The organism is Mesorhizobium sp. ISC15 (genome assembly GCF_037162615.1).
GTDB lineage: Bacteria > Pseudomonadota > Alphaproteobacteria > Rhizobiales > Rhizobiaceae > Mesorhizobium > Mesorhizobium mediterraneum.
Map to the genome: position 1 here is coordinate 6,078,354 of NZ_JAVSPX010000001.1, position 22,718 is coordinate 6,101,071.

Below are 22,718 nucleotides of genomic sequence, written 5' to 3' on the forward strand. Positions count from 1 at the left end.
GACTCGGCATCGCGGGACAATATGGCGCGCTCGGTAAGCGCGCCGCGGTTGACCTTGAAAACCAGGGAAATGCTGGAAGCGTGGCTGTTCGTCAGCCCCACTTTCATCGGGTTCCTGATTTTCTTCCTTGGGCCGCTGGTCGCCATCTTCTACTATTCGACGACCGAGTGGAACCTGCTCAGCCAGCAGGCGACATTCGTTGGGCTTCACAATTTCCAGAATGCCCTGCTGGAGAACCCCGACTTCTGGCATGTCGTCCGAAATTCCGTGATCTTTGCGCTGGGGCTTGTTCCCCTGAACATGGCGCTGGCCCTATCGCTTGCACTGGCGCTTTCGCGGCCGTTCTTCGGCGTCGTGTTCTTTCGGACGATTTTCTTCGCACCTGTGATCACTTCCGCGATTGCCTGGGCGATCGTCTGGAAATTCATGCTGCAGGGTGAAGGTGGCGCAGTGAACCAGATGCTCGCCTGGGTCGGCATCGATGGTCCGAATTGGCTGCGCGAGCCCAACTGGGCGATGGCGGCAGTCATCGTCACCCGCGTCATCAAGATGGTCGGGCTCAACATGATCCTCTACATCGCCGCGCTTCAGTCGATACCGCGCGACTACGAGGAAGCGGCGAAATTGGAGGGCGCTTCGCGCCTGCAGATCTTCCGCATGATCACCTGGCCGCTGCTTGCGCCAACGACGCTCGTCATCATGGTTCTGACGACGATCGGTTCGTTCAAGGTGTTCGACCATATTTACCAGATGACTGGCGGCGGCCCTGAAAACGGCACCCTGGTGCTGGCGTTCTACATCTACCAACAGGGCTTCAAGTTCTTCAACGTCGGCTATGCAGCGGCACTGGCTCTGATCATGTTCGCCATCGTAATGGCGCTCACCCTTGTGCAGGTGATGTTGCGGCGGAGGGAGATGGAGTGACCCCACGTCAGACCGAGATCCTCTATCGCATCTGCTGGACCATAGCCCTGCTGCTGCTGGCGGTGCCTTTCGTGTTTCCCTTCCTGTGGATGATCTCCGGCGGCTTCAAGAGCACCACCGAAATCTTCGGCGCGCCGACCTTGATCCCCCGAGTCTGGCGTATCGAGAACTTCGCCGAAGTGTTCACCTACCAGCCCTTCGCGCGGCAGTATTTCAATTCGCTTTACATCGCCGTGACGGTAACGGTACTGACCTTGTTCATTGCATCGCTCACCGGGTATGCGCTGGCGCGCATCCGCTTTGCCGGCGCTGGCCTTTTGATGCTGTTTCTGGTGATGGCGCTGATGGTGCCTGAAGAGGTCACCATCATCCCGAACTTCTTCCTGATCCGAGCGATGGGACTGATCGACACACATTGGCCGCTCATCCTTCTGCCTGTCTTCGGCCCGCAGGGCGTGATGGCGACGTTCTTGATGCGCCAGTTCTTCCTGGCGTTGCCCCGAGAACTCGAAGAGGCCGGCAAGATGGATGGGTTGTCGAGGTTCGGCATCTGGTGGGCAATCGCCCTACCCATGTCGCGGCCGGCACTTGCCGCGGTTGCGGTGATCACGTTTCTGCATTCGTGGAACCTGTTCCTCGAGCCATTGATCTTCCTCAGCTCGATTGAGAAATTCACGCTGCCGCTGGCGCTGTCCAACTTCAACGACAGCTACGGCCTGCCTTTGTGGAACCTGCAATTGGCGGCGACAAGCCTGGCCGTGGTTCCCATCCTCATCATCTATCTGATCGCCCAGCGCCAGATCGTCGAGAGCTTCGCCCTCTCCGGCGTCAAGGGATAAGGGAAGCCCGCCATGACAAAAGTTCTTCTCAAGGACATCCGCAAGCGGTTCGGGACGGTCGAAGTCATCCGTGGTGTCGATCTTCAGATCGAGGATGGCGAGTTCGTGGTCTTCGTCGGTCCGTCGGGATGCGGGAAGTCCACGCTGCTGCGGCTGATTTCCGGCTTGGAGCACATCAGCGACGGCGAACTCCACATCGGCGACCGCCTGGTCAACGAGGTTCCGGCGGCCAAGCGCGGCGTGGCAATGGTGTTCCAGTCCTACGCGCTCTATCCCCACCTCACGGTACGCGACAACATGGGCTTTGGCCTCAAGGTTCGCAAAGTGCCGGCCAAGGAGCGCGCCCGACGCGTCTCGGAAGCCGCCGCAACGCTGAAGCTCGAGCCATTGCTTGACCGCTTCCCGCGTCAGTTGTCGGGCGGACAGCGCCAGCGCGTGGCCATCGGCCGCGCCATCGTCGGCAATCCCGAAGTTTTTCTCTTCGACGAGCCGCTTTCGAACCTCGATGCCGAACTGCGTGTCCACATGCGCTCGGAGATCGCGGCGCTGCACCAGCGCCTGTCAACAACGATGATTTATGTGACGCACGACCAGATTGAGGCCATGACCCTCGCCGACAAGATCGTCGTATTGCGCGAAGGGAAGATTGAGCAGGTCGGTTCGCCCCACGAACTCTACAACGAGCCCGGAACCATCTTCGTCGCCCAGTTCATCGGCAGTCCGAAAATGAACATCTTGCCGTTATTCGGCGGCCAGCCAATCACCCACAACTCATCCGTGCCTGCCACGGCTGCATCGGTCGGCGTTCGACCTGAGCACCTGTCGCTTGTCGCGCCCTCAAACACCGCGCTACGTGGTAAGGTAAGGCTGGCTGAATACACTGGCGCTGTCACGCTCATTCACGTCGAACTGGACGGAGGCCAGACTTGCCTCGCCATCCATAACCAAGGGATAGCGCCCGAAATTGGCGCCGAGGTCGGACTGAAGACTGCACCCGAGCACCTGCATTTCTTCGACAACGAAGGACGCACAGTCTGACACGTCATGCTGGCCACTGTGTCGGGTAAACGCATACGTCGGCCAGTCGCAAACCGTCGCAAATTGAGGCCGTTCCAATGCTCTAATCTCTGTCACCAAAATTGAAAATTTCGACTAAGCTGCGTGCCGCCGATAGTAGAAGAACGCCTCTTCGACAGTGGGTCTCGCGATGTAGCGGTCTCCCGCTACCACTTGATCAATAAGATCAATCGGTTATGCAGACAGCCGCTACCATCGACCACTTGCCGGCCGTCAGTATCCGTCCGCGCCTCGCAAGCTCTGGTGGCTTGCGGAGCAGTCGGACGACGTGCCAGGCTTCGAGCGCATAGCGGCCGAGAACCACGAGCTTCACGACCACGAAGGGTGAAGCCAGAAGGGCGAGGATGGCGAGGCCGGCAAACGGATCGATCCCGACCCTCACCGAAGTGCTCGCCATCCCGGCCCGGATCAGCCTTCGCTCGGCACAGGCGTGTTGAGAAGCTGCTGCTCCCAAAGATACGCGATGCCGCTGCCGCCGAAGTGCTGGATGAGAATCTCGGTCAGCTCCTCGACATGCTCGGTGCGCGCCCAATCGCGTTGCCATTCGCCAGCGAGCGCCATCACGGTCATCACGTTCGCGCCGGCCGTGATCATTCGCTGGATGGCAACTTCGTGAGACTCCGTCGAAATCCCGCCCGACGCGTCGGTGATCACGGTCACGTCCCAGCCTTCGCCGGCGGCCTGGATCACAGGCATTGCGACGCAGACCTCGGTCCACAGGCCGGCGATGATCAGCTGCTTGCGGCCGGTCGCCTTGACGACGTTCACCACATTCTCGTCCTGCCAGGTGTTCACCCAGGTGCGATCGATGACTTCCTGGTCCGGAAATACGTCGGTGATCTGCTTAAAGAGAAGTCCACCGCGCGCCGCGATCACGCTGGTGAGAATGGTCGGAACATTGAAGGCTTTTGCTAGCTTCGCCAGCGCGGTCGTGTTGTTGACCACCATGTGCGGATCGTGGCTGTTCAGGCTTGCGAGCTGATAAGGTTGGTGATCGATCAGAACGAGCACCGAATCTTCAGGACGAAGAAGCGAATCAAGGCCGTTACGAGGGGTCATCAAGACTTCCTTTCTCTGCCGCTATGGACGGCGATGGGTTTACGGGAGACATGCGCCAGCGGGCGACGTTGCCTGGACGCAATTTGCTGTTCCTTTTGGTGATGCGGTAGTGCCATAGTCAGGCAAGCTGTGTCGCGAAACGAGGAACGCCGAATTGGACATCGAAGATCTACAGACGTTCGTCGCAGTGGCCGATGCAGGGGGCGTATCGGCCGCCGCGCGCCGGCTCGGCGTCTCCAAGTCAATCGTCAGTCGGCGGCTCTTTCGGGTTGAAGCGGAGCTTGGCGTCCAGCTTCTTGCACGAACGACCCGCGGCGCCGCGCTCACGGAAGCGGGAATCACGTTCAGAGACCATGCGGCCCGAGCCAGCGCCGAGATCGATACGGCCAGGGAAACGATCCTCCCCAGCGGTGAGCTGCGCGGCCGCCTGAGGGTTGCCATGCCGCTTTCTTTTGGACCGACCCACTTCGCCCCCGTGCTTGCGGAAATGGCGCAATACCACCCGCAGCTCCACATCCATACCTCCTACAGCGATCGCTTCGTCGATCTGATCGCCGAAGGTTTCGATTGCGCGATCCGGGTTGGTTACCTTCAGGACTCCAACCTGATCGCCAGACGTGTCGGGCCGATCTATGGAAAGCTTGTCGCAAGCCCGGATTACATCAAAGCGCACGGTTCACCTGAGACGGTAGAGCAGCTCGTCAACCACCAGGCCCTCATGCAAGGAACGGAAGCCTGGCAGTTCATGGACGGCGACAAGATCGTCACGGTTCAGCCGCAGGGCAGGTTCAAAGCCGACAACGCCACGGCGCTCGCCGCCGCCGCGGCGGCAGGGCTCGGCATCGCTTGGCTCCCTGATTGCATCACGTATGACCATGTGACCTCCGGAGCGCTCGTTCCGATTATGACACGCTATCCCCCACCTTCGGCAGGCGCGTATGTCGTCCGACCGCCGGGTAAGCACCCCACACGGAAAGTCCGGGTCCTCACCGAGATGCTGATCGAGTACTTCGCACGAAATTCGGACGTTTGGGGTCTCGACCGTTAAAACACGAACGGGGCGAAGCCTTATTAAAGAATCGCGTTCGACGGTCGCTCTACTGCGAGCCGCTGAGCTCGACGACATTGCCCGCACGTTCCACTTACTGCGACACAGCTTGACGTATCACAGGACTAGTTGGGCAGACGATCGCTCGCCAGTTTAGGCATTCGTCGGGCCGAAAGCGCTGTTCCCGCTCGCGCGGTCCGGATTAATCGAAATCGGGCATTCGCATCGGCAAGGGCGAGGCCCCCCGGAAACCCAAGAGAGGATGAGGCGCATGAGTTGGAACCCGGCAATCGAACCGGGCTGTCCCGATGAGGTTGGCCTCGACGCGATCGAAACGCTCATCGTCCCGCGCGCTCGAGACCTGGGCGGCTTCGAGGTTCGGCGCGCCCTGCCCGCACCCAAGCGGCAGATGGTCGGACCGTTCATCTTCTTCGATCAGGCCGGCCCGGCCGAGCTGCTGACCGGGCAAGGCGTAGATGTCCGACCGCACCCGCATACCGGTCTCGGCACCGTTACGTACCTCTTTCGCGGCGACTTCCATCACCGGGACAGCACCGGGGCAGACCAGATCATCCGTCCCGGCGAATTGAACTGGATGGTCGCCGGGCACGGCGTGACCCATTCGGAGCGCACTTCCTCGGCCGCCCGGAGCGGTCCGAACAGCCTGTTCGGAATACAGACCTGGGTTGCGCTGCCCGACCGCCACGAGGACATGGCGCCCATGTTCGAGCATTATGGCCAGGAGGCGCTCCCGGTGATCGAGGATCGCGGCGTCTCGGTCCGGCTGATCCTCGGGGAGGCCTATGGTGAGAAGGCCCCCGCGACAATGTACTCGGAGACGTTCTATGCCGACGTGGCGCTCGAAGCAGGAAGCCGATTGCCGATGCCGCACGATCACGAGGACCGGGGCATCTATATCGTCGAAGGCTCGATCTCCATCGCCGGGCAGGAATACGAGGCATCTCAGATGATGGTCTTCCGCCCCGGCGACAGGATCACGGTCGCGGCCGGCGACAGAGGCGCGCGGCTGATGATCCTCGGCGGCTCGACCCTTTCGGGTCCCCGCTACATCTGGTGGAATTTCGTCGCCTCATCCAGGGAGCGCATCGAAGAGGCCAAGGCCGAATGGCGCGCTGAGGACTGGGGCAAGGGACGTTTCGATCTTCCCGCCAATGACCGGGATGAGCACACTCCACTTCCGGACTGACCGGTGTGCGGACAAGTCGATCGCCCATATGCGACCGGGGCGATCGCAGAAGACACGAACGACGTCGCGTGCCGGCTGAATGCTGGATGGAGACAGGGAAAATGAGCAACAAGTGGCCCCTCCTCGACTGCCTCAGTTGGCGCGAGACGTGTTCTGCCTGCATCTATACTTGCAGATCGCCGGCAAGTATCGGCTGACTCATACCCGTGGCTCAACTATTCCTGGAATGCGACCTTCTATGTCACGCCTAGTGGCCTGACATCACGGGTCACAGTCGATCCTGGTGGATGGCGGCGTGACAATCCCAAGGCCGCGCTGAGGACGTCGCGTTGACACGCCGCTAGAGGAGCAGTTCCCATGAAGGTTCGCAAGTTCACCATCACCGACGCAGTGCTGGAGCGTTCCCCGGGACAGGACGGAGACGTGTTTGTGGGCAATCTGGTCGACCAGCGCCATGCCTCCCCGATCACCATCGGGTACGGGCGCTATGGACCGGACCAGACACTTGAGGAGACAATGGCCGTCGATGATGTGATGGTCGTCCTCGAGGGGCGGCTTTCGGTGTCCGGAAAGTCAGGCAGCGTCACCGCAGGGCCGGGCGAGATCGTCCATATGCCCAAAGGGCAGAAGGTGACGATCCGCTCGCACGAGCAAGGCGCGCTCACCGCCTATGTCACCTATCCCCACTGGCGGGAGGCACGCCAGTAAGTCCTCCCCGCAACGCCGCAGGCTCGACGTCCACGCGGATCATGCTCAACCGAGTAGGCGTTGAGGTCTTGCCTGTGCAGATCTGGCGCGAGTCCTCTCCGCTTTGTCCCAGCGACGCCTCGCGCCCGCAGGCTCACAGCTGTGCAAATCCGCCGTTCACGAACACCTCGCGCCCGTCTGGAAGCTGCTGTCGTTGAGGCGGCGACGGCAGTGATAACGGGCGGCAACATTCGGATGCTGCCGCGGCGAACTGAACGGCGGACTCGGGCGCAAAGCTGCGATCCAACGCCGACGCGTGAGCTCCGCCTTGGGCCAAAATACGTTATTCGACCGTAAGCGATCCGAACTTTTCACCGCCGATCACCGCCGTTACCACGCTTTTCGCCCCCTGGTTGTTATCCGCTCTTTGCGCAAGCGTAGTTCCGGCGGCGATTGGCGGTAATTCTTGGTGTTGGCGTGGTGGAAATGACAGAATTGGCGCGCTGGAGAGATTCGAACTCCTGCCCCCAGATTTCGCAGTTAGATGGGTTCAAACCGCTCAGCCGTAGCAGCGAAGTCTGAACTGGCCGTTCAATGGGTATGGGGAAAGACGGTGCGCGCTCCCGCTACCACTTGATCAATAAGATCAATCGGTTACCTGAATGTCCGCTACCATCGACCACACGTCGATAGTGCTCACTTCGACCCGTCTAGCCTTGCAATAGCCTCTCACAGAGCCGCAAAACGCCCTCTGGCGAAACCAGGTGGGATCTCCAGGAGCCAGTGTCGCGAACACGCTCCGTGCGGACGCTCCACGAGGAAGCGAGACGGACGGGATTGCTTAAAACTACAGGAATTTGCGCTTGTCGTATCTCAGCGCGCCGGCGAAATTCCTTGTCCAGCTCGCGATTTGCAGCCCACATGCCATGCCGACACAGCCAGCAACCCAGTCCCAAGCATCCCGATAGCGCCCGATCGTTTGCAAGCCTTGAAGAACTTCGATCGCGGCGGCGGTCAGAACGAGGAGCACAGTCAGCTTTGCCCTGTGATCCGGCCAAGCAAAATATCCGATGGTCGCCAGCACGACAAACGCAGCGGCGTGATCGAGTTTGTCATAACCAAGGGTGATGGCGATGCCAACCATCTGCAAAAACCACCCAGGCGAAAGGGTTAGCAGGATAATGCCAGCCAGCGCGGCCAGAAAAGCAGTCCTTGCTGTGACGATATGTGATCTTACATGCGACAAAGGTTTTGTCGGTCTTTCATTAAAAAGCGCAGGCTCTCAGGCTCACTGCTGTGCTTGCTAGGTGTAAGTTCACTTCCCAATGACCTGGCGCATCGGTCGAACGGATGAAGCCTAATAAATTCTTACACAGTATACGGGTAGAGGATGCGGAACGACTTTTGCCGGGTTGCTCTTAAGCATGCCGGTGAGCTGTTCTGCCCGAACATCGGGCTCGATCATGTGGACACCCAGCCAAGAGCAGCTTTCCCTCCGGTCTTCCAGTGACCACACCTTCAATGTCACTCTGTTTGAGGGTCTCCACTCGTCAGATTTTTGCGGGTGGATCGAGGCCCATGCCCGCAATCGGACTGTGCTGGCGGTCACCACTCCTACTGTCGAAAGGCTCTATGGAAACGCAATCCGTGCAGCCTTCGCAAGCGTCGGTTTGAAGCCGTCCTGGCTCGTGTTGAACTGCACCGAGCGGACGAAGACCATGAAATCCGTGTTGACCGTTTGTCGCGCAGCCTCAGACGCCGAGATCGATCGCCGGGGTGCGTTGGTGGCAATCGGGGGTGGCGTCTGCTCAGATATCGTTACGCTGGCGGCTTCGATGCTACGCCGGAGTTTGTCTCACCTTCGCATCCCCACCACCTTGATTGGGCAGGTGGATGCCGGAATCGGACTGAAGGGTGGCGTCAATTTCGGAGAAGGCAAGAACTACCTTGGTTGTTTCCACCCACCGGAAGCTGTCGCGGTGATCCCGTCATTACTCAAGACCCTGGGCGTCGATACGGTCAGGCAGGGGGTGGCCGAGATGATCAAGGTCGCCTGCACCTCCGACACAGATCTCTTCCGGATGATCGAAGAGATTCGCGGAGGTGGGCTGCAGTCCTGGGTCCGAAACGGCGACTCGTTGGCTCACGAGCCCATCCAGCGCGCCATCGCCGCCATGCTGGGAGAGCTTTCGAAGAACCCCTTCGAGATTACATCCTACGAGAGGGCGGTAGATCTGGGTCACACGATCGCCCATCCGCTTGAAGCTTCGACCCATTACGAGCTCCACCACGGCTTTGCCGTCGCGATCGACCTCGCTTTTTCCAGTGTTCTCGGTTGGCACCTCGGTTGGCTCAGGGAGCAAACGGCCCTGCGCATAGTGGATCTGTTGGTGGCAGTTGGCTTGCCGATCTGGCACGAGCATCTGAACGAAGACTTGGTTTCGAGGTCGTTCCGGGCCGCCGCCAAGCATCGAGGTGGCAATATAAATATGGTGGTGCCGACCGACCTTGGCCGCTATCGCTTCCTCAAGCGGGAAGATCAGTGTCCGCCGGGATTGATACCCGAGGTTCTCAGCTATTTGCGCGCTCGGAGCTGGCAGGAAGCTGTTTCCAATAGCGGTTCGGCTCAATATGGGGTGGAACTTCCTGTTGGGGGAAATCCTGCCAGGATTGGCCTGCAATGAGCGTAGGGCCTTTCCTTTCAAGGCCAAGTCCGGACCGAATTTCAGTTCATGCTGAGGCGCTTGCCGGCGAACTGCTGGCGCTGCCGATTCGGCCGTGCATGCCCGACGGGGAGATCGCCTACGTTACCGCGATCGTCGGCTCGTCCCGGACGTACTGATGACGCGGGTCTGCGTCCTTGGCGGGAGCTCGCCCTTCACGGTAGCGCTCGTCGATGCGATTGAGGGAAGCAAGGCGTTAAGCCACCGGCTGGGCGAGTGGGTATTAGTCCTCCAAGGGCGCAACGTGCAAAACGTTGATGCGGTTGCACATTATGCCCGGCACCGGCTGGGAGCATTCGGAACCTCGGTCATATCCACGACGGACCTCGATGCGGCCCTGGCCGATGCGGAGATCGTCGTTGTCCAGACGCGCTTCGGCGGGCTTGAGGCGAGGGCCGATGACGAACTCTTCGCAAGCGAGCTGGGATGCATAGCTGACGAAACGTTGGGACCCTGCGGCCTGCTCTCTGCCTTCCGTCAAATACGGCCGGTAGACGATCTCGCGATCCGCATGAAGGCAATATGTCCCGGTGCCTTCGTCGTGAACATGATCAACCCGCTGAGCCTGACGACGGCCATGATGCTCCGCCGCGGCTTGGCTGCGGTCGGCATCTGCGAGCTTCCCCTTGCCACGCTCCAGGCTTTCGCGCGGGCGCTGCGCATCGATCCGACCGAACTTTGCTGGAGTTACGAGGGCCTCAATCACAGAGGCTTTATCCCCATCGCCAGGACCCGTGACGGGGAGGATCTCCTGCAGCGCGTCCTCCGGTTGGCCCCAGATAGCGCAACGCAGAAGTACCGGGACGATATTCTTCGCCTTGGCGCAATATCCACGAAATACTTCGCTCTTTTCGACGGCGGGGCTTCGCACAACAAGGGTCGGGCGGTCGCGCTGATATCTCTGCGAGATGCGATTGCCAAGGATCTTATCGCAGATCCTACACAGTGCCCGGCGCAAATAGCAAAGCGTGATATGCCTTGGTATGCGCAAGCTGTCGTGCCGCTCGTCGCCGCACGCGTCGGAGCGCAGGGCTACGATGCCACCATAAACGTCGCAGTGGATGGACCTCTCGTTCACGAGCGACGAGTCCGCGTCCTCGGTGATCGCATCGATATTCTTGAATCCGAACCAGCCAACGGTCCATTCCGCGACTGGCTCGCGGCGTTCGAACATCACGAACGATTGTGCCTGGCAGCGCTCGCCGATCCTACGCCGTATACGATCGGCGCAGCGCTTGAGGCCGATCGGATCACGCCTTCCGACAAAGTTCAGACTGCAGCTGCGCGAATTTTCCGGACCTGGCGCGATGCTGCCAGCAATCCGCCAACCGTGCGAGGCCCGCAATGATCAATAAGGACATTGCTGTCTTTGATATCGGCGGCACGCATTTTCGTTCGGCGCTGTGGACAAATGGAAGGCTGGGTCCAGTAAAGCGACGACCTGCGATCAACTACCTTAACACGGCCCACCACAGCCCCGTCGAACTCCAGGAAGCGTTGGCCGACTATCTGGTGGCCGAGACTGAGCGTCTGCAACTGGAGAGCGGAACCGCGATAGATCATGCCGGCATCTCACTTGGAGCACCCTTGAATGCTCGTAGCGGTCGTGTGCTGCAATCTGGCCCACTCTGGGGCCCGAGATCAGGACCCTTCGAGCTCCAGGCGGCGTTGACACGCCGTCGGCTGGACACCCGCTGGACGATCGCGAATGACGTGACCGCTGGACTGGCATCCTACATACAGACCTGCGATGCGGGGAGCCATTCGCGTATCTTGTTCGTCACGGTGAGCACCGGGATCGGGGCGAGGCTCTACGATTTCGCGCGAGGCGGCGTGCCGGTCGATCCCGTGCACGGGATACAGGGCGAAATTGGCCATATCAAAGTAGAGGCTTTCTTCCGCGGCACGCGTCTTAAGTTTACCTGCGATTGCGGTGGATGCGACCATCTGAACGCCTATTCGTCCGGACGCGGCGTGTTGAAACTGCTGCGCGAGTTGTCAGCTTGTTCCCCCGACGCGCTGGCAGCCTCGACGATGGCCGCGGCACGCGACGAGGACGATGATGCCATGCTCGCGGAGTTCTCGCGTGGGGTGGCGGCCGCTGATGCCCTCGCCTTAGACGTCCTCGCTACGATCACGCGACCGCTGGCAACTATTTTCTCGGCGCTCCTGACGCACGATCCGCTACTCGATTCAATTGTTCTCACCGGGGGTGTCGTGGATGCACTCGAACCGGCCTATTCGGCCAGCCTTGATCGGCAATTCCGCGACCATGGATTGTTCCAGATCACTGAATGCGATTCGTCCTATTTCGCCCGCCGGCTCCGTGTCGTCGCGCCGGGGGACCTGTCTGGACTTATCGGTGCTGGCCATCTCGCCGAAATGGCGGATCAGGGGCGAAGCATCCATGTTTTCCGGTGATCGGATCAGCTTGACCGGATCGAAGTCGCACCTCGCTCTTGTGCGGCCGTCGGGCATGGGTGCCCCAAGACTGGAGCAGGTCCGGACACCCGTGGCGCTACCGGGCGATTTTGTCTGCCGGACCCTCATTGCCGGCGTCTGCGGGACCGACCTCCAGATTCTACGCGGCGTGCGCGACGATCCAGCCCGGATCCTTGGCCATGAGGGCGTAGCGGTTGTCGAGGAAGTGGCCGCGAAAGCGGATCAACGCTGGCTAGGTGCGACGATTGCAGTGAATCCAACGCCTGACTGGGGCACCGCTGAACTTGGCCATACTCTCGACGGGATGATGCAGCAGCGCTTCCTCGTGCCTGCTCGGTTGCGGTCCTTGGTCGTTTCGTCGCCCGCGGAACTGGCTGCCGATCTCGCTATTCTCGCTGAGCCGCTCGCATCAGTCCTAACTTGCGGAGACATTCTCAAGCGGGTCGCGGAGCCGATCCGTGTATTGGTGGTGGGACGAGGTACGATCGGCCAACTGCTTCGTATTGCGCTCAAAACTGCCTGCGCGTCGGTTCGGGACGTAGTCGTCACAGGGACGAAAGAGACGGCCGGTGTTGAGCACAGAGCATTCGACACGGTGATCCTATGTTCCTCGCGGCAGGATGTAGCGGCCGCCCTCAGTATCGGGCTAGGCGCCTTGTGCGATGGCGGCATCCTCCATCTCTTCGGAGGTCTCCCCTCTGAGGGTCGGGACCCGCGTCTGCCCGGGGTCAATCTCAGCGAGATCCGCGCGCGAAATACCGGCGGACGTGTCGGTTGGCCGCTTGCCGAGCAATGCCAGACAACTATCGGCCACAAGCGGGTGGCGATCACGGGGCACCGCGGTTCTTCCAACGCGATGCTGACACGGGCAATGCTCGAACTCAGCGCCCGCCCCAATACCTATCGGCCGCTTCTTACGATCGTGACAAACCCGGAGGAAGCTATCCATACATTACGCGACGCTGTCGGCTATCCGCCGGTTAGATCCTGGACCAAGCTTGGGATCGACTTTCGGAGGTGGCGAACTTGAAGAAACGTCCGTTGACGAGCAACGCGCATTTGACTGTCGCGCAGAGTATCTATCGCCCACAAATCGGGGTCGCGCTGTGGAAGGTAGGCGATCGGGGCCTTACCGGCTTTGAAACCGCCGCCGCCGCGGGTCTCGATCACGTTCACGTCGACTTGGGTGGCCCGAACCGCGGTCCCGATCTCACAGATATCGGAATACTGGCGGCGTTCGACACAACGTCACGCCGTTTCGCGCTTCCGATCACCGCCCTTGCAGTCAATCGGCTCAACGATCTCGGCCTGACCGCGCCAAAGGGCAGCAAGGAAGCATTGGAAGTCCGGCGAAGTATCTTGCATGCAATTAGAGTGGCGGACCGTCTGCGGGTGCCCAGGATCATCATTCCGGGTTTTCGCCAGAGCCTCGTTCGGACGTCGCGGGACATGGCTAGAACGGCTGAAGTGCTGCGTTTCGCGCTTGGTCCCGCCCAAGCCGCAGGGATTACTTTGGCATACGAAAGCGGGATTGACTCCGAAAGAACCCTCCAGATTCTTCAAGCTGTTGGCCAGCCGGGCATCTGCGTACAGTTCGACACGGGAAATCCCGCTATCTACGGGCATTCTGCGGCCTCCAATTGGGCGCGACTTGCTGACGTCGCCTCGCCGGACGTCCACCTTAAGGATGCTTTGTCGGTCGAGGGGGATGTGCCGCTGGGCGACGGTGTAGCCGAACTAGAGCTTACGTTCATTGCATTCGCGCACCAGCCGACGCCTACATCCTTCACACTCGAGGGCGACTACAGCGACGATCCTGGACCTCGCATCAGTCGCGACCTCGCTCGCCTGAAGACACTCATCAGAAGGTCGATGTTGTCGAACTGCCTGGACTGCCCAGATGAGCGACGGCACGTCTCTGCTTCAATGTATCGATAGATGGGTGGCTGTATAATGAAACCTGCCATTGCGAACGCCTACAGGCTGATTTTTTTCGGCGGCTCGATGATTGCTCGCATGGGCATCCTGTGCGTCTCAGCCCTGCTCATTCTATTGATTTATGGCCAAGCCAAACTGTCAGCAGAGGAGAATGGCATAACCCTGCATTACACCTCTGGCGGTTCGGCTGCTGCAATCGCGGCCGCGGGCTTCAACCTCGCTGACGTGCAATATGTCGAGCAACTCAATGCGCTTCCTCCCGGGATGAAGGGGCTGATCTGGCTTGACGAGAGCAGCGGCGTCACGCCGCGTTTCATCGCCAAGGTCAAGCCGTTCATCGGCAACCCGAAGCTGTTCGGCTTTCGCCTCTGTGACGAGCCTGACATCACCGGCAAGTACCACTCCCCGGCAGTCAGCCCGGCAGCCCTCAAAGCCGAGGCTGACTGGATCAAGGCCAATGTGCCCGGGGCCGTGACGTTCGTCACGCTGATGGACATGGGGTCTTTTGAAGCCCCCCACTTCATGAACACCTTCAATCCCGCCAACACCGGGATCGATCTCTTCGGCCTCGATCCGTATCCGGTACGCGGCAAGATTTTCGATTTGGACTTCATCGACAGGACGGTCGAGGCAGCCGTTGCCGCGGGCATCCCGCTCAACAAGATCGTGCCTGTGTTCCAAGCCTTTGGCGGCGGCAACTGGAGGACCTATACCGGCGGGGTCAGAGACGTTTATAAACTGCCGACACCGGACCAGGCCAACCAGATATTCGCGCGCTGGGCCACTTACGCTCCCAATCCCGTGTTTGACTTTGCCTACGCGTGGGGATCGCAGAACGGGGACACCAAGCTGGGCAGCGCCAGTCCAGAGGCACTAAGCCTTCGCGCGGCGTTCAAGGCACACAACACGGCGCATTCGCGGTAGGCCCGATATCCGTGGACCCGTGTCCACGGTCACGTTTGAGTCTCCAGTTCGAGATAATAATGCATCACGTCGCCGAGGCTCTGCGGAAGATCGACACGGGGCTGCCAGCCGAGCGCGCGCAACCGGCTGACATCGACCACCTGCCGCCCGATATCCACCGCCCGTCCCGGCAACTGCGCCAGCGCCGGATCGGCAATCCCAGCCGCGGCGACGAGCAGATCGTAGACTGTGGCGATCTGCGTCTCGCGCCCTGAGGCGACGTTATAGAAAATATCGCCGGCCCCGGCAAAACCGATCGCGACCAGCGCACTCGCCACGTCGCGCACGTCGATGAAATCGCGCCAGGCGGTCAGCGGACCGAGGGCGATGCCATTGCGGCGCCCCACCCTTAGCTCTGTGAGTTGGCTGGCGATGCGGCCGGCGACATGGCGCTCCTCCTGGCCCGGACCGACGACGTTGAAGATGCGCGCCACACGGCCGTCGATCCTTCCCGCGCGCGTTGCGATCCGCACGATGTCCTCGCTGGTGCGCTTGGTCGCGGCATACAGGTCGATCGGCTCGGTGGCGCCGGTTTCGACCAGCGGCAGTCCCCCACCGCCGAGTTCGCCATAGATCGAGCCAGAGGATCCCAGCACCAGCACCGCGCCCCGCCCGGCCAGCGCATCGCAGAGACGGCGCGTGACGACGATGTTGTTGGTCACCAACCGATCGAATGGTTCGTCGCGCAACGATCCGGCAAGATGGAAGACGATGTCAGGCGCGGTTTCCGCGATCAGCCGCGCCGCTGCCGCCGCGTCCGACAGGTCGGCGGCGACATAGGCATAATTCGGCCCGTCGGGCACCAGAGCATTTGGCAGCGGCGCGGCGTGCTCGGCACCGCCGGGATGGATGTGGTGCGTGAAGCGTGTCGCATTGCCCGGCGAACGCCCGGCGCCGACCACCCGGCAATCGCCGCGATCGCACAAAGCGCGCACCAGATAGCGGCCAATGAACCCTTGTGCGCCGGTGACCAGGATCGTCCGCGTCACGCCATCTCATCCAGGCAATCGCGCACGCCATCGGCCAGGGTGATCTCCGCCCGCCAGCCAAGCGTCTCGCGCGCCAGCGACACATCGGCGACGAGATGCGCGATGTCGAGGGCGCGCGATCGGTCGCCCTGTTCCTCAACGATAAGCGCGTCCGTTCCGCCGCCGATCCTCGCGAAGGCGGCGGCGAGCGCGGCGACGTCGGTCCCGATGCCGGAGGCTATGTTGAGCGTCAGGAGGCCAGGCTCGTCGCGCGCGGCGGCCATCAGCAATCCCCGCGCCAGATCGTCGACATGCACGTAATCGCGCGTCGTATCGGCCGAGAAGACGCGCATCGGCTGTCGCAGGCGCGCCTGCGCCGCCAGCCGGCCGACCAGCCCGTTCGCGCGCATGCCCGGGCCGTAGACAGAGAAGGGCCGAACAATGATTGCCGACCCCAGCGCTCCTCGCCGCACCGCAGCCGAGACAAGTTGCTCCGCCGCCGCCTTTGCCGCGCCATAGGGCGAGAGCGGCAGGAGCGGCGCGCTCTCCGATACGCACGCGGTGTCTGGGCGACCATAGACCTCGGCCGACGACACATGGACGAAGCGCCGCACGCCGATCCGCTCGGCGGCGGCGAGCAACGTCGCCGTGCCCAGCACATGCGCGCGGGCGAATGCCGCCGGCGCGTCGAACGAAGCCGCAACGGAACTAGGCCCGGCAAGATGAACGATGGTGTCGATCCCGGCGAACAACGCCTCTAGCGCCGGCTGATCGCAAATGTCGATCGCTCCCGCTTCCCCGTCGATCGGGCCGACATGCGCCACGCACGCATCCTCGCCGATCCGGCGCAGCACCGCCCGGCCGATAAAGCCGTTCGCACCGGTGATGCCGATCACGCCTCGTACCCCCGTGCGGCGAGGCGACGGCGCACTGGCTCCGGCAGCTCGTCGCTACTGAGCGCACCTGCCGCGCCGACATGGACCCGCAGCACGCCGGCTTCCGTCATCGCGTCGCAGACATAGTCTTCATTGCCGCCCGCGACCCGGATCTCGCGCGCGACCTCCCCCGGCCACCATGCTTCGAAGGCGGTGTCGCCCAAGAGCAAGGCTTCGGCGGCAGCCAGCTTGGCGGCGTCATTGACGTCGATCCATGAAGCCTGGTGGCGATAAAGTCGCACCACCGCGCCACCAGCTATCAACAGATTGGCGGCATCGACCAGGCCGAGCGGCGTGCCCTGCGGCAGGCTGCTCAATGCGGCAGCGGTCACCACCGCCAGCCCGCTGCCGACCAGGATCGGATAGACCGGCTTCTCGCGATAGGCGGTGAGCCGATCAGGATCGTGCGCGTCCACCTCGAGCGCGCCGTAGGGCATGCGGAATGGCTCGTCATGCGCCGCCAGCGTCATCGCCGCGCCGGACGCACGATGCGCAGCGGCCAGCGCCGCCAGATCGAGCGTGGTGAGATTGTCGGCATACACCACCAGCACGTCGCCGGCGTCGCCCGACAGCATTGTCGCCGCGCCGAAATTGCCCTGCGGCACTTCCTCGATCAAGGGAGCTAACGCCACGCCGATGCCGGCGGCGCGTGCGGCGAAATCGGCGATCCTGTCCGCCTCACGCGCTGCATCGGCACGGGTCAGCGCAATGAAGATGCGCCGGCATCCGCCACGCGCCATCATCCAGATGTTGCGCTCGAGCAGGCTGACCCCGCCGACTTCGACCAGCGGCTTGCGCCCGACTACGCCGGAGCGCGCCATGCGCTCGCCCTGCCCGCCGGCCATGATCAGACCGGTCCATGCGCCACTGCTCATCGCGGCGTCTCGATGCCGGTGCCGCGCATCGCTGCCAGCGTCGTCTCCACCATGTGCTGCCGAGTGAAGCCGGACAGGAATCGGGCATAAGCTGCGGTCCGCAGCCGCTCGGCGAGGCCGGGTTCGCGGATCATCCGCTCCAGCGCATCGGCCAGCCGCGCCGGCGCGTGCGGCGGCACGACCAGTGCGTCGATTTCGGGCCGCAGGAAATCGCGCACCCCGACATTGTCGCACGCGACAATCGGGCACCCAGAGGAGGCGGATTCGAGCAAGGCGGTCTGCAATCCCTCGCGATACCACGATGGGATGCAGGCGATGTCCGCCCCGGCGTACAGCGCGGTGATGCTTGGCTGGTACCCGATGAACGCAACATCGGGATAGGAGCGTGCCCGCGCCAGTTCCGCTTCCGTCAGCGCGTCGGCGCGGCCGCTCATCGGGTTCGAGGTGAACACCATGCGATGCGCCACGCCGCGTTCGGACAGGATGCCCGACGCAGCGGCCGCGTCCAGCACGCCCTTGTCACGCAACAGTCGCCCGGGAACGAGTATCGTTGGCCGCGCGCCGACCGCGCGCGCTTCCTTGTAGGGGAAGTCCTCCGGCATGACGCCGCAGCCGCCGGTGACGATCACGCGGTCCGCTGCGACGCCGGTGCGCCTGATCAGTTCGGCCTTGTCCTCGTGATTGTGGACGATGACGATCGCGCGACGGCTAGCGAAGGCGAAGCGATAGACAATGCAGATCAGCCGGGTCGTCAGGCTGCCGCGCTGCGACTCCGAGAAGGACGCGCCGAGTCCAGTGACCAGATAGATCGCATGCCGGTTGCTGAGCCTGACCCACGGCCCGGCCAGCAGGATCGACAGTGCCGACCACAGGATGAACACACTGCCCGGACTGAACAGCGCCGCTCGCGCCGCCATCAAGCTGGCGCGCGCCAGCCGCAATAGGCTCGGCCGCCCGCGATTGCGCGAGAACGGCATCGTCCGCGTCGCGATGTCCGGCGCCAGCGCATCGCGTGCGGCATCGATCGCCGGCCTGGAATCCCAGCCGGCGGTGGCGAGCCCGTTGTCGTCCGGCGACCACACTTCCACGGCGTGGCCCGCCTCGGCCAACGCGGTGCTGACGTGGTTGAAATCGGAAATCCAGCGCGGCAACGCGGTGACGACGACGATGATGCGGCGTCCCTTGCGCATCACGCGCTGTCGGTCTTGTGCCGTGCGGCGACGAACGCGGTTTGCGGACCGCCCATCGGGAGCCACCGGCCTATCCCGTAGCGCAGGAACATGTGCAGCCGGTAGTAAGGCGCGGCCGCCCAGCCCTGCGCGAGAGGGGCGTGGCTGTCCGGTGCCGCTGCGACGCGCCGGCTGCCCAGCACCGTGCTGAGCGCGGTCGACAGCCCGGCCGGATAGCGCCGCATCGCGATCATCTTGAGCCCGGCTGCGTCCAGCAACCGCTCGATCGCCGGCGCATCGAAGAACCACATATGCGTCGGCATGTTCGGCCGCCCGACAAGCCGCTGCCAGAAAGGCGACAGGTTGGAAAACAGCCCGACCTCGAAGCAGACCGTGCCGCCAGGCGCCACCTTCGCCGCGATCGCCCTTAGCGCCGCCACCGGATCGGGGAAGTGACTCAGCAGATCGACATGGAAGCTGGTGTCGTAGCGCCCTTCGGGTAGACGGCTGTCCTCGATCAGAGCGCGCTCCACCGTGATGCCCAGCGTGCGTTCCACGCGCGTGGCGCGTTCGTCGGACGGCTCGACCGCCTCGACCGTGAAACCGGCCCGGATCGCCGCCGCGGTGAACTCGCCGTCACCGCAGCCGATCTCGAGCAGCCGTCCACGCTGCGTGAATGCCTTCACCCAGCCGACCCGCGCGCGCGCCGGCGCGGAATAATAGACGCGGTGGTGATGATCGATCGGCGCGTCCACCGGATGGGCCGGCAACGGATCGATATAGATGACCCCGCACACACACTGCCGGCCGCTATACTCCCCTTCGCGCAACGCCACCGGACCGGCATTGGTCCGGCAGATTGGACAGGCGCCCGATCGTTGCAAGTTGCTTCCCTCCATACTGCCATCATCATACAGGCAGCGGGACGCTTCTCTGACATCTATCTGGATGATGCCGTCGCCTATAAAGGCGTCTTTATCGGCGGCGTTCAGACGAGCCCGATCCGCGCTGGATCAGAGTTCATCGGCAGGCGTCGCATGCCAGCCCTGGTCCCGTCCGGTCCAGTGGATGCCGACGACGGCAACGTGAAGCTGGCCAGGTGCTTCATCATGCGCAGCGGAGCATCAACGGCCGCAGCCTGTGAATTGAAAAAGCCCGCGCCTCCGGGAGAGGTCGCGGGCAAAGGTCTGTTGGGATCAGAGGGACTGATCCAGCTGTAATGTGGGTACCTTCCATGATCAGCGCATCGGTCAAGTGGATGAAAGCCCGCGCCCCGAGGGAGAAGGACGCGGGCTCTGATCGGCGGGAGGATCCGATCTCGCAGCATTTGCCTACGGGAAGAATGCTGCAGAAGCCGAACTTTCGTCGCCGGCCTGTGTTCCACACGGAAAACAAAAAAACGTCGCACAAGGATTGGTGAAATAGGTGGCGTTGCTGCTCGGCAAGACGCAGCAATCTTGCTAAAGTCGGCGGTGGGAGGAAACGGACATGCAATCGCTGCCGATAGTACATCCAGGCGTAGCGAAGGCGACAGCCGGCGCATCGCTTCCGCTCGCCTATTCCACCGCGACGCTCTGCTGGCTTTTGTCCGCCGGCGTCTACATCGCAGCCAAATGGGTTGCCCCCGAGATGCCGCCTTGGGCGCTCTGCTTCTGGCGGCTGGCACTCGCCTGCGCGATCCTGCTGCCTATCGTCCATCGCCATCATGGGGCGATGCTCGCGCTGATCCAATCCCGGGCGATCGAGGTGCTGGCCATCGGCGCCATCGGGCTGACCCTCTGTCAGGGCATGATCTACACGGGCCTCAGTTACACCAACGCGACGACTGCCGGCATCATAATGGCCCTGTCGCCGATCATGACCATGGTGCTTGCCCGCTTCGTGCTCGGCGAGCCCCTCGGTGTCTGGAAGGCGCTTGGCGCGCTGCTCGCTCTGGTCGGGATGGTGGTGATCGTGGCGCGCGGCGACCTTACCGCGCTGATGCGGCTCCAGTTCAATCCCGGCGAGTTGTGGATCGTCGGCAGCGCATTTTGCTGGGGCCTCTACACCGTGCTGCTGCGTCGTTCCAAATTCGCTATCGAGCTTCTGCCGATGGTGGTCCTGCTGCTAGCAGCCGGCGCGCTGGCCGCACTGCCCCTCTATCTCTGGGAACTGTTTTCCGGGGAGCGTTCGGCGCTGCATGCGAACGGCCTTCTGGCACTTGCCTATGTCGCGGGCCCGGGCGGCGCTCTGATGTATTACCTCTACAACCGCAGCGTCGAGACGCTAGGCGCCGGGCGCGCCAGCATGCTGCTCTATCTGCAGACTGTCTTCGTCGCCGTGCTCGCTTACCTTTTCCTCGGGGAAAGCTTGCACGACTACGATCTCGCCGGCGCTGCCTTCATCGTCGCCGGCCTGCTGCTCGCCACCGCGATCAAGCCCAGGCAGCGCACAGTGCATGTCGCGTAGGGACTTGCTGACCACGTACTCGGTTACATCTGCACGATCAGGTCGATTTCCTTGCGATAATGCTTGATATGCAAGGGCAGATCATTGCAGTCGGCTGTTGTGTCGCAGCACGAGGCCGACCGCGCCGAGCAATGCGTCGTTCTCTGTGTGCTTACCAACAATTATCCGCGTGCGCAGGGCGGGCGCGATATCGCGGGACTTGATGAGCGTGTGGCGTTCATATGACGCGATCAGCGGTGCCAGGAGAATGTCGCCTGCCAAAGCCATGCGGCCACCGATGATGATGAGCGGCGGATTGATCACCGAGCCGATCAAGCCAAGGCCGCGGCCGGCGAACTCGGCGGTGTCCTCGATCATCCGCAACGCCCCGACGTCGCCCTGTTCCGCCATCATGATCACGTCGTCCATCGTGACCGGCCGCCGCACTATGCGCGAAATCTGCTCGAGCGGCCGGGCAAAACTCGCATAGAGCTCTAGGCATCCGCGATTGCCGCACCGACAAAGATCGCCGCCGGGATCAATGCTGATGTGCCCGAATTCGCCGGCGCCGCCGGCGATGCCCGTCACCAGCCGGCCATGCTGGACAATGGCCCCGCCGACGCCCAGATCGATCTTGAATAGCACGAAATCGTCTTGGCCGACCGCCGCGCCCCACATCAACTCCGCGATGGCCGAGCAGTTGCTCTCGTTATCGGCGAAAATCGGCTGTTCGAGAACCGGCCCGAACACATTGCGGATGTTGACCCCGGCCCAGGTCGGAACAATACTCGCACGCAGCACCACTCCTTCGCGGCTGACAGGGCCAGAGACGGAAACCCCAACCCCCAGGAGCCCCGCCATCGGCAGACCGTTCTCGTCGTAACATTGGGCAATTGCTGACTTGGCGAGCTGGGCCGCCTGTTGCGGCTGGTAGTCCAGACCCATAGGGATAGTTTGTTCGGCAATGACAGAATGCGACACGTCGGCAACGACGCACCGTATCTCGTCGAGGCCCAGATGGATTCCGACGCAGGTGCCCGCAGCGGGATTGAGCGTCAAGGTCGCAGCAGGCCTGCCGATACCCCTGATCCCGTCATGATGGGCCGAGGATTCGATCACCATTCCGGATTTTCTCAAGCCATTGAGCGCGGTTGAAACCGTCGACCGCGCCAAACCGGTGATATGCGCGATTTGCGACGCGGAAAGCACGCCACGCTCACGCAGGCATCGCACGATCAGGCTCTCCGGTGATGCGGAGGGCTTGTCGATCAGCCAATTTCTAAGCGAAGGTTTGTTCATGATGAGCACAAAGGACGTTGACTGATAGCTCAAATATGTCATCTTGGAAAGAACAGAGATACCTGCATCTCATCGGCCACGACCTCAAATCGCAGCCATAAGCGGTCGATACGAACCGTGCTCACATCTGGGAGTGAA

Annotated in this window: 23 protein-coding genes; 14 read left to right on the plus strand and 9 right to left on the minus strand. The window is 62.2% G+C overall.

What is annotated here, in order from left to right:
* Positions 1 to 21: 21 nt before the first annotated feature.
* From RPG13_RS29380 to RPG13_RS29390, 3 genes are read left to right on the plus strand one after another with little or no spacing between them, the layout of a single operon-like run.
* Positions 22 to 924: a carbohydrate ABC transporter permease gene (locus RPG13_RS29380; RefSeq protein ID WP_095484249.1), complete on the plus strand. Its 903-nt coding sequence runs from the start codon at positions 22 to 24 to the stop codon at positions 922 to 924.
* Positions 921 to 1,763: a carbohydrate ABC transporter permease gene (locus RPG13_RS29385; protein ID WP_292500948.1), complete on the plus strand. Its 843-nt coding sequence runs from the start codon at positions 921 to 923 to the stop codon at positions 1,761 to 1,763. The genes RPG13_RS29380 and RPG13_RS29385 overlap by 4 nt, the downstream gene beginning before the upstream one ends.
* Before the next feature lie 12 nt (positions 1,764 to 1,775).
* On the plus strand, positions 1,776 to 2,801 hold the full coding sequence (locus RPG13_RS29390) for an ABC transporter ATP-binding protein (protein WP_127203793.1): 1,026 nt from the start codon (positions 1,776 to 1,778) through the stop codon (positions 2,799 to 2,801).
* A gap of 205 nt (positions 2,802 to 3,006) precedes the next feature.
* Here the strand turns inward: RPG13_RS29390 and RPG13_RS29395 are convergent, their stop codons facing one another.
* Positions 3,007 to 3,222, minus strand: coding sequence for a hypothetical protein (locus tag RPG13_RS29395; RefSeq protein ID WP_337126637.1), 216 nt, complete (start codon positions 3,220 to 3,222; stop codon positions 3,007 to 3,009).
* A 26-nt stretch (positions 3,223 to 3,248) separates the two neighbouring features.
* Positions 3,249 to 3,899, minus strand: coding sequence for a hydrolase (locus tag RPG13_RS29400; RefSeq protein WP_337126638.1), 651 nt, complete (start codon positions 3,897 to 3,899; stop codon positions 3,249 to 3,251).
* 154 nt (positions 3,900 to 4,053) lie between these two features.
* On the opposite strand from RPG13_RS29400, the gene RPG13_RS29405 reads away from it, so the two are divergent.
* The 3 genes from RPG13_RS29405 to RPG13_RS29420 all read left to right on the plus strand — a co-directional run bounded on the left by RPG13_RS29405 (position 4,054) and on the right by RPG13_RS29420 (position 6,862).
* The gene (locus RPG13_RS29405) at positions 4,054 to 4,947 is read left to right on the plus strand and encodes a LysR family transcriptional regulator (RefSeq protein WP_095484148.1); all 894 of its coding nucleotides are present in this window, start codon (positions 4,054 to 4,056) and stop codon (positions 4,945 to 4,947) included.
* A gap of 271 nt (positions 4,948 to 5,218) precedes the next feature.
* The gene (locus RPG13_RS29410) at positions 5,219 to 6,154 is read left to right on the plus strand and encodes a pirin family protein (protein ID WP_337126639.1); all 936 of its coding nucleotides are present in this window, start codon (positions 5,219 to 5,221) and stop codon (positions 6,152 to 6,154) included.
* A gap of 357 nt (positions 6,155 to 6,511) precedes the next feature.
* On the plus strand, positions 6,512 to 6,862 hold the full coding sequence (locus tag RPG13_RS29420; RefSeq protein WP_095484146.1) for an ethanolamine utilization protein: 351 nt from the start codon (positions 6,512 to 6,514) through the stop codon (positions 6,860 to 6,862).
* Between the two features lie 826 nt (positions 6,863 to 7,688).
* On the opposite strand, the gene RPG13_RS29425 is transcribed toward RPG13_RS29420, so the two are convergent.
* Positions 7,689 to 7,985, minus strand: a complete 297-nt coding sequence (locus RPG13_RS29425) for a hypothetical protein (RefSeq protein ID WP_337126640.1) — start codon at positions 7,983 to 7,985, stop codon at positions 7,689 to 7,691.
* Positions 7,986 to 8,436: 451 nt separating this feature from the next.
* On the opposite strand from RPG13_RS29425, the gene RPG13_RS29430 reads away from it, so the two are divergent.
* The 6 genes from RPG13_RS29430 to RPG13_RS29455 all read left to right on the plus strand — a co-directional run bounded on the left by RPG13_RS29430 (position 8,437) and on the right by RPG13_RS29455 (position 14,868).
* Positions 8,437 to 9,525: a sedoheptulose 7-phosphate cyclase gene (locus RPG13_RS29430; protein ID WP_337126641.1), complete on the plus strand. Its 1,089-nt coding sequence runs from the start codon at positions 8,437 to 8,439 to the stop codon at positions 9,523 to 9,525.
* Positions 9,526 to 9,682: 157 nt separating this feature from the next.
* Positions 9,683 to 10,912, plus strand: coding sequence for a family 4 glycosyl hydrolase (locus tag RPG13_RS29435; RefSeq protein WP_337126642.1), 1,230 nt, complete (start codon positions 9,683 to 9,685; stop codon positions 10,910 to 10,912).
* Entirely contained in the window at positions 10,909 to 11,985 is a 1,077-nt protein-coding gene (locus RPG13_RS29440) for an ROK family protein (protein ID WP_292500928.1), read from the plus strand. The genes RPG13_RS29435 and RPG13_RS29440 overlap by 4 nt, the downstream gene beginning before the upstream one ends.
* Positions 11,927 to 13,036, plus strand: coding sequence for an alcohol dehydrogenase catalytic domain-containing protein (locus RPG13_RS29445; RefSeq protein WP_337126643.1), 1,110 nt, complete (start codon positions 11,927 to 11,929; stop codon positions 13,034 to 13,036). The genes RPG13_RS29440 and RPG13_RS29445 overlap by 59 nt, the downstream gene beginning before the upstream one ends.
* The gene (locus RPG13_RS29450) at positions 13,033 to 13,944 is read left to right on the plus strand and encodes a sugar phosphate isomerase/epimerase family protein (protein ID WP_337126644.1); all 912 of its coding nucleotides are present in this window, start codon (positions 13,033 to 13,035) and stop codon (positions 13,942 to 13,944) included. The genes RPG13_RS29445 and RPG13_RS29450 overlap by 4 nt, the downstream gene beginning before the upstream one ends.
* A gap of 15 nt (positions 13,945 to 13,959) precedes the next feature.
* Complete coding sequence (locus tag RPG13_RS29455) at positions 13,960 to 14,868, plus strand: hypothetical protein (protein WP_245465617.1); 909 nt, start codon at positions 13,960 to 13,962, stop codon at positions 14,866 to 14,868.
* A gap of 29 nt (positions 14,869 to 14,897) precedes the next feature.
* On the opposite strand, the gene RPG13_RS29460 is transcribed toward RPG13_RS29455, so the two are convergent.
* The 5 genes from RPG13_RS29460 to RPG13_RS29480 are packed head-to-tail and all read right to left on the minus strand — an operon-like array spanning position 14,898 to position 19,738.
* On the minus strand, positions 14,898 to 15,896 hold the full coding sequence (locus RPG13_RS29460; RefSeq protein ID WP_337126645.1) for an NAD-dependent epimerase/dehydratase family protein: 999 nt from the start codon (positions 15,894 to 15,896) through the stop codon (positions 14,898 to 14,900).
* Complete coding sequence (locus RPG13_RS29465) at positions 15,893 to 16,771, minus strand: NAD-dependent epimerase/dehydratase family protein (RefSeq protein ID WP_337126646.1); 879 nt, start codon at positions 16,769 to 16,771, stop codon at positions 15,893 to 15,895. Before RPG13_RS29465 ends, RPG13_RS29460 begins: the two co-directional genes overlap by 4 nt.
* Entirely contained in the window at positions 16,768 to 17,685 is a 918-nt protein-coding gene (locus tag RPG13_RS29470; protein ID WP_128241878.1) for a sugar phosphate nucleotidyltransferase, read from the minus strand. The genes RPG13_RS29465 and RPG13_RS29470 overlap by 4 nt, the downstream gene beginning before the upstream one ends.
* Entirely contained in the window at positions 17,682 to 18,875 is a 1,194-nt protein-coding gene (locus tag RPG13_RS29475; RefSeq protein WP_292500895.1) for a glycosyltransferase, read from the minus strand. Before RPG13_RS29475 ends, RPG13_RS29470 begins: the two co-directional genes overlap by 4 nt.
* Positions 18,875 to 19,738 carry a class I SAM-dependent methyltransferase gene (locus tag RPG13_RS29480; RefSeq protein ID WP_337126647.1) on the minus strand — a complete coding sequence of 288 codons (864 nt, stop codon included), beginning with the start codon at positions 19,736 to 19,738 and terminating at the stop codon, positions 18,875 to 18,877. The genes RPG13_RS29475 and RPG13_RS29480 overlap by 1 nt, the downstream gene beginning before the upstream one ends.
* Between RPG13_RS29480 and RPG13_RS29485 the strand changes: the two genes are divergently transcribed.
* Both RPG13_RS29485 and RPG13_RS29490 read left to right on the plus strand, forming a co-directional pair.
* Positions 19,733 to 20,074 (plus strand): hypothetical protein, encoded by a 342-nt coding sequence (locus RPG13_RS29485; RefSeq protein WP_128284280.1) that lies wholly within the window; start codon positions 19,733 to 19,735, stop codon positions 20,072 to 20,074. The genes RPG13_RS29480 and RPG13_RS29485 overlap by 6 nt on opposite strands.
* 268 nt (positions 20,075 to 20,342) lie before the next feature.
* Complete coding sequence (locus RPG13_RS29490) at positions 20,343 to 21,302, plus strand: DMT family transporter (protein ID WP_292500891.1); 960 nt, start codon at positions 20,343 to 20,345, stop codon at positions 21,300 to 21,302.
* Between the two features lie 81 nt (positions 21,303 to 21,383).
* On the opposite strand, the gene RPG13_RS29495 is transcribed toward RPG13_RS29490, so the two are convergent.
* Positions 21,384 to 22,622 carry an ROK family transcriptional regulator gene (locus RPG13_RS29495; RefSeq protein ID WP_337126648.1) on the minus strand — a complete coding sequence of 413 codons (1,239 nt, stop codon included), beginning with the start codon at positions 22,620 to 22,622 and terminating at the stop codon, positions 21,384 to 21,386.
* Positions 22,623 to 22,718: the final 96 nt, after the last annotated feature.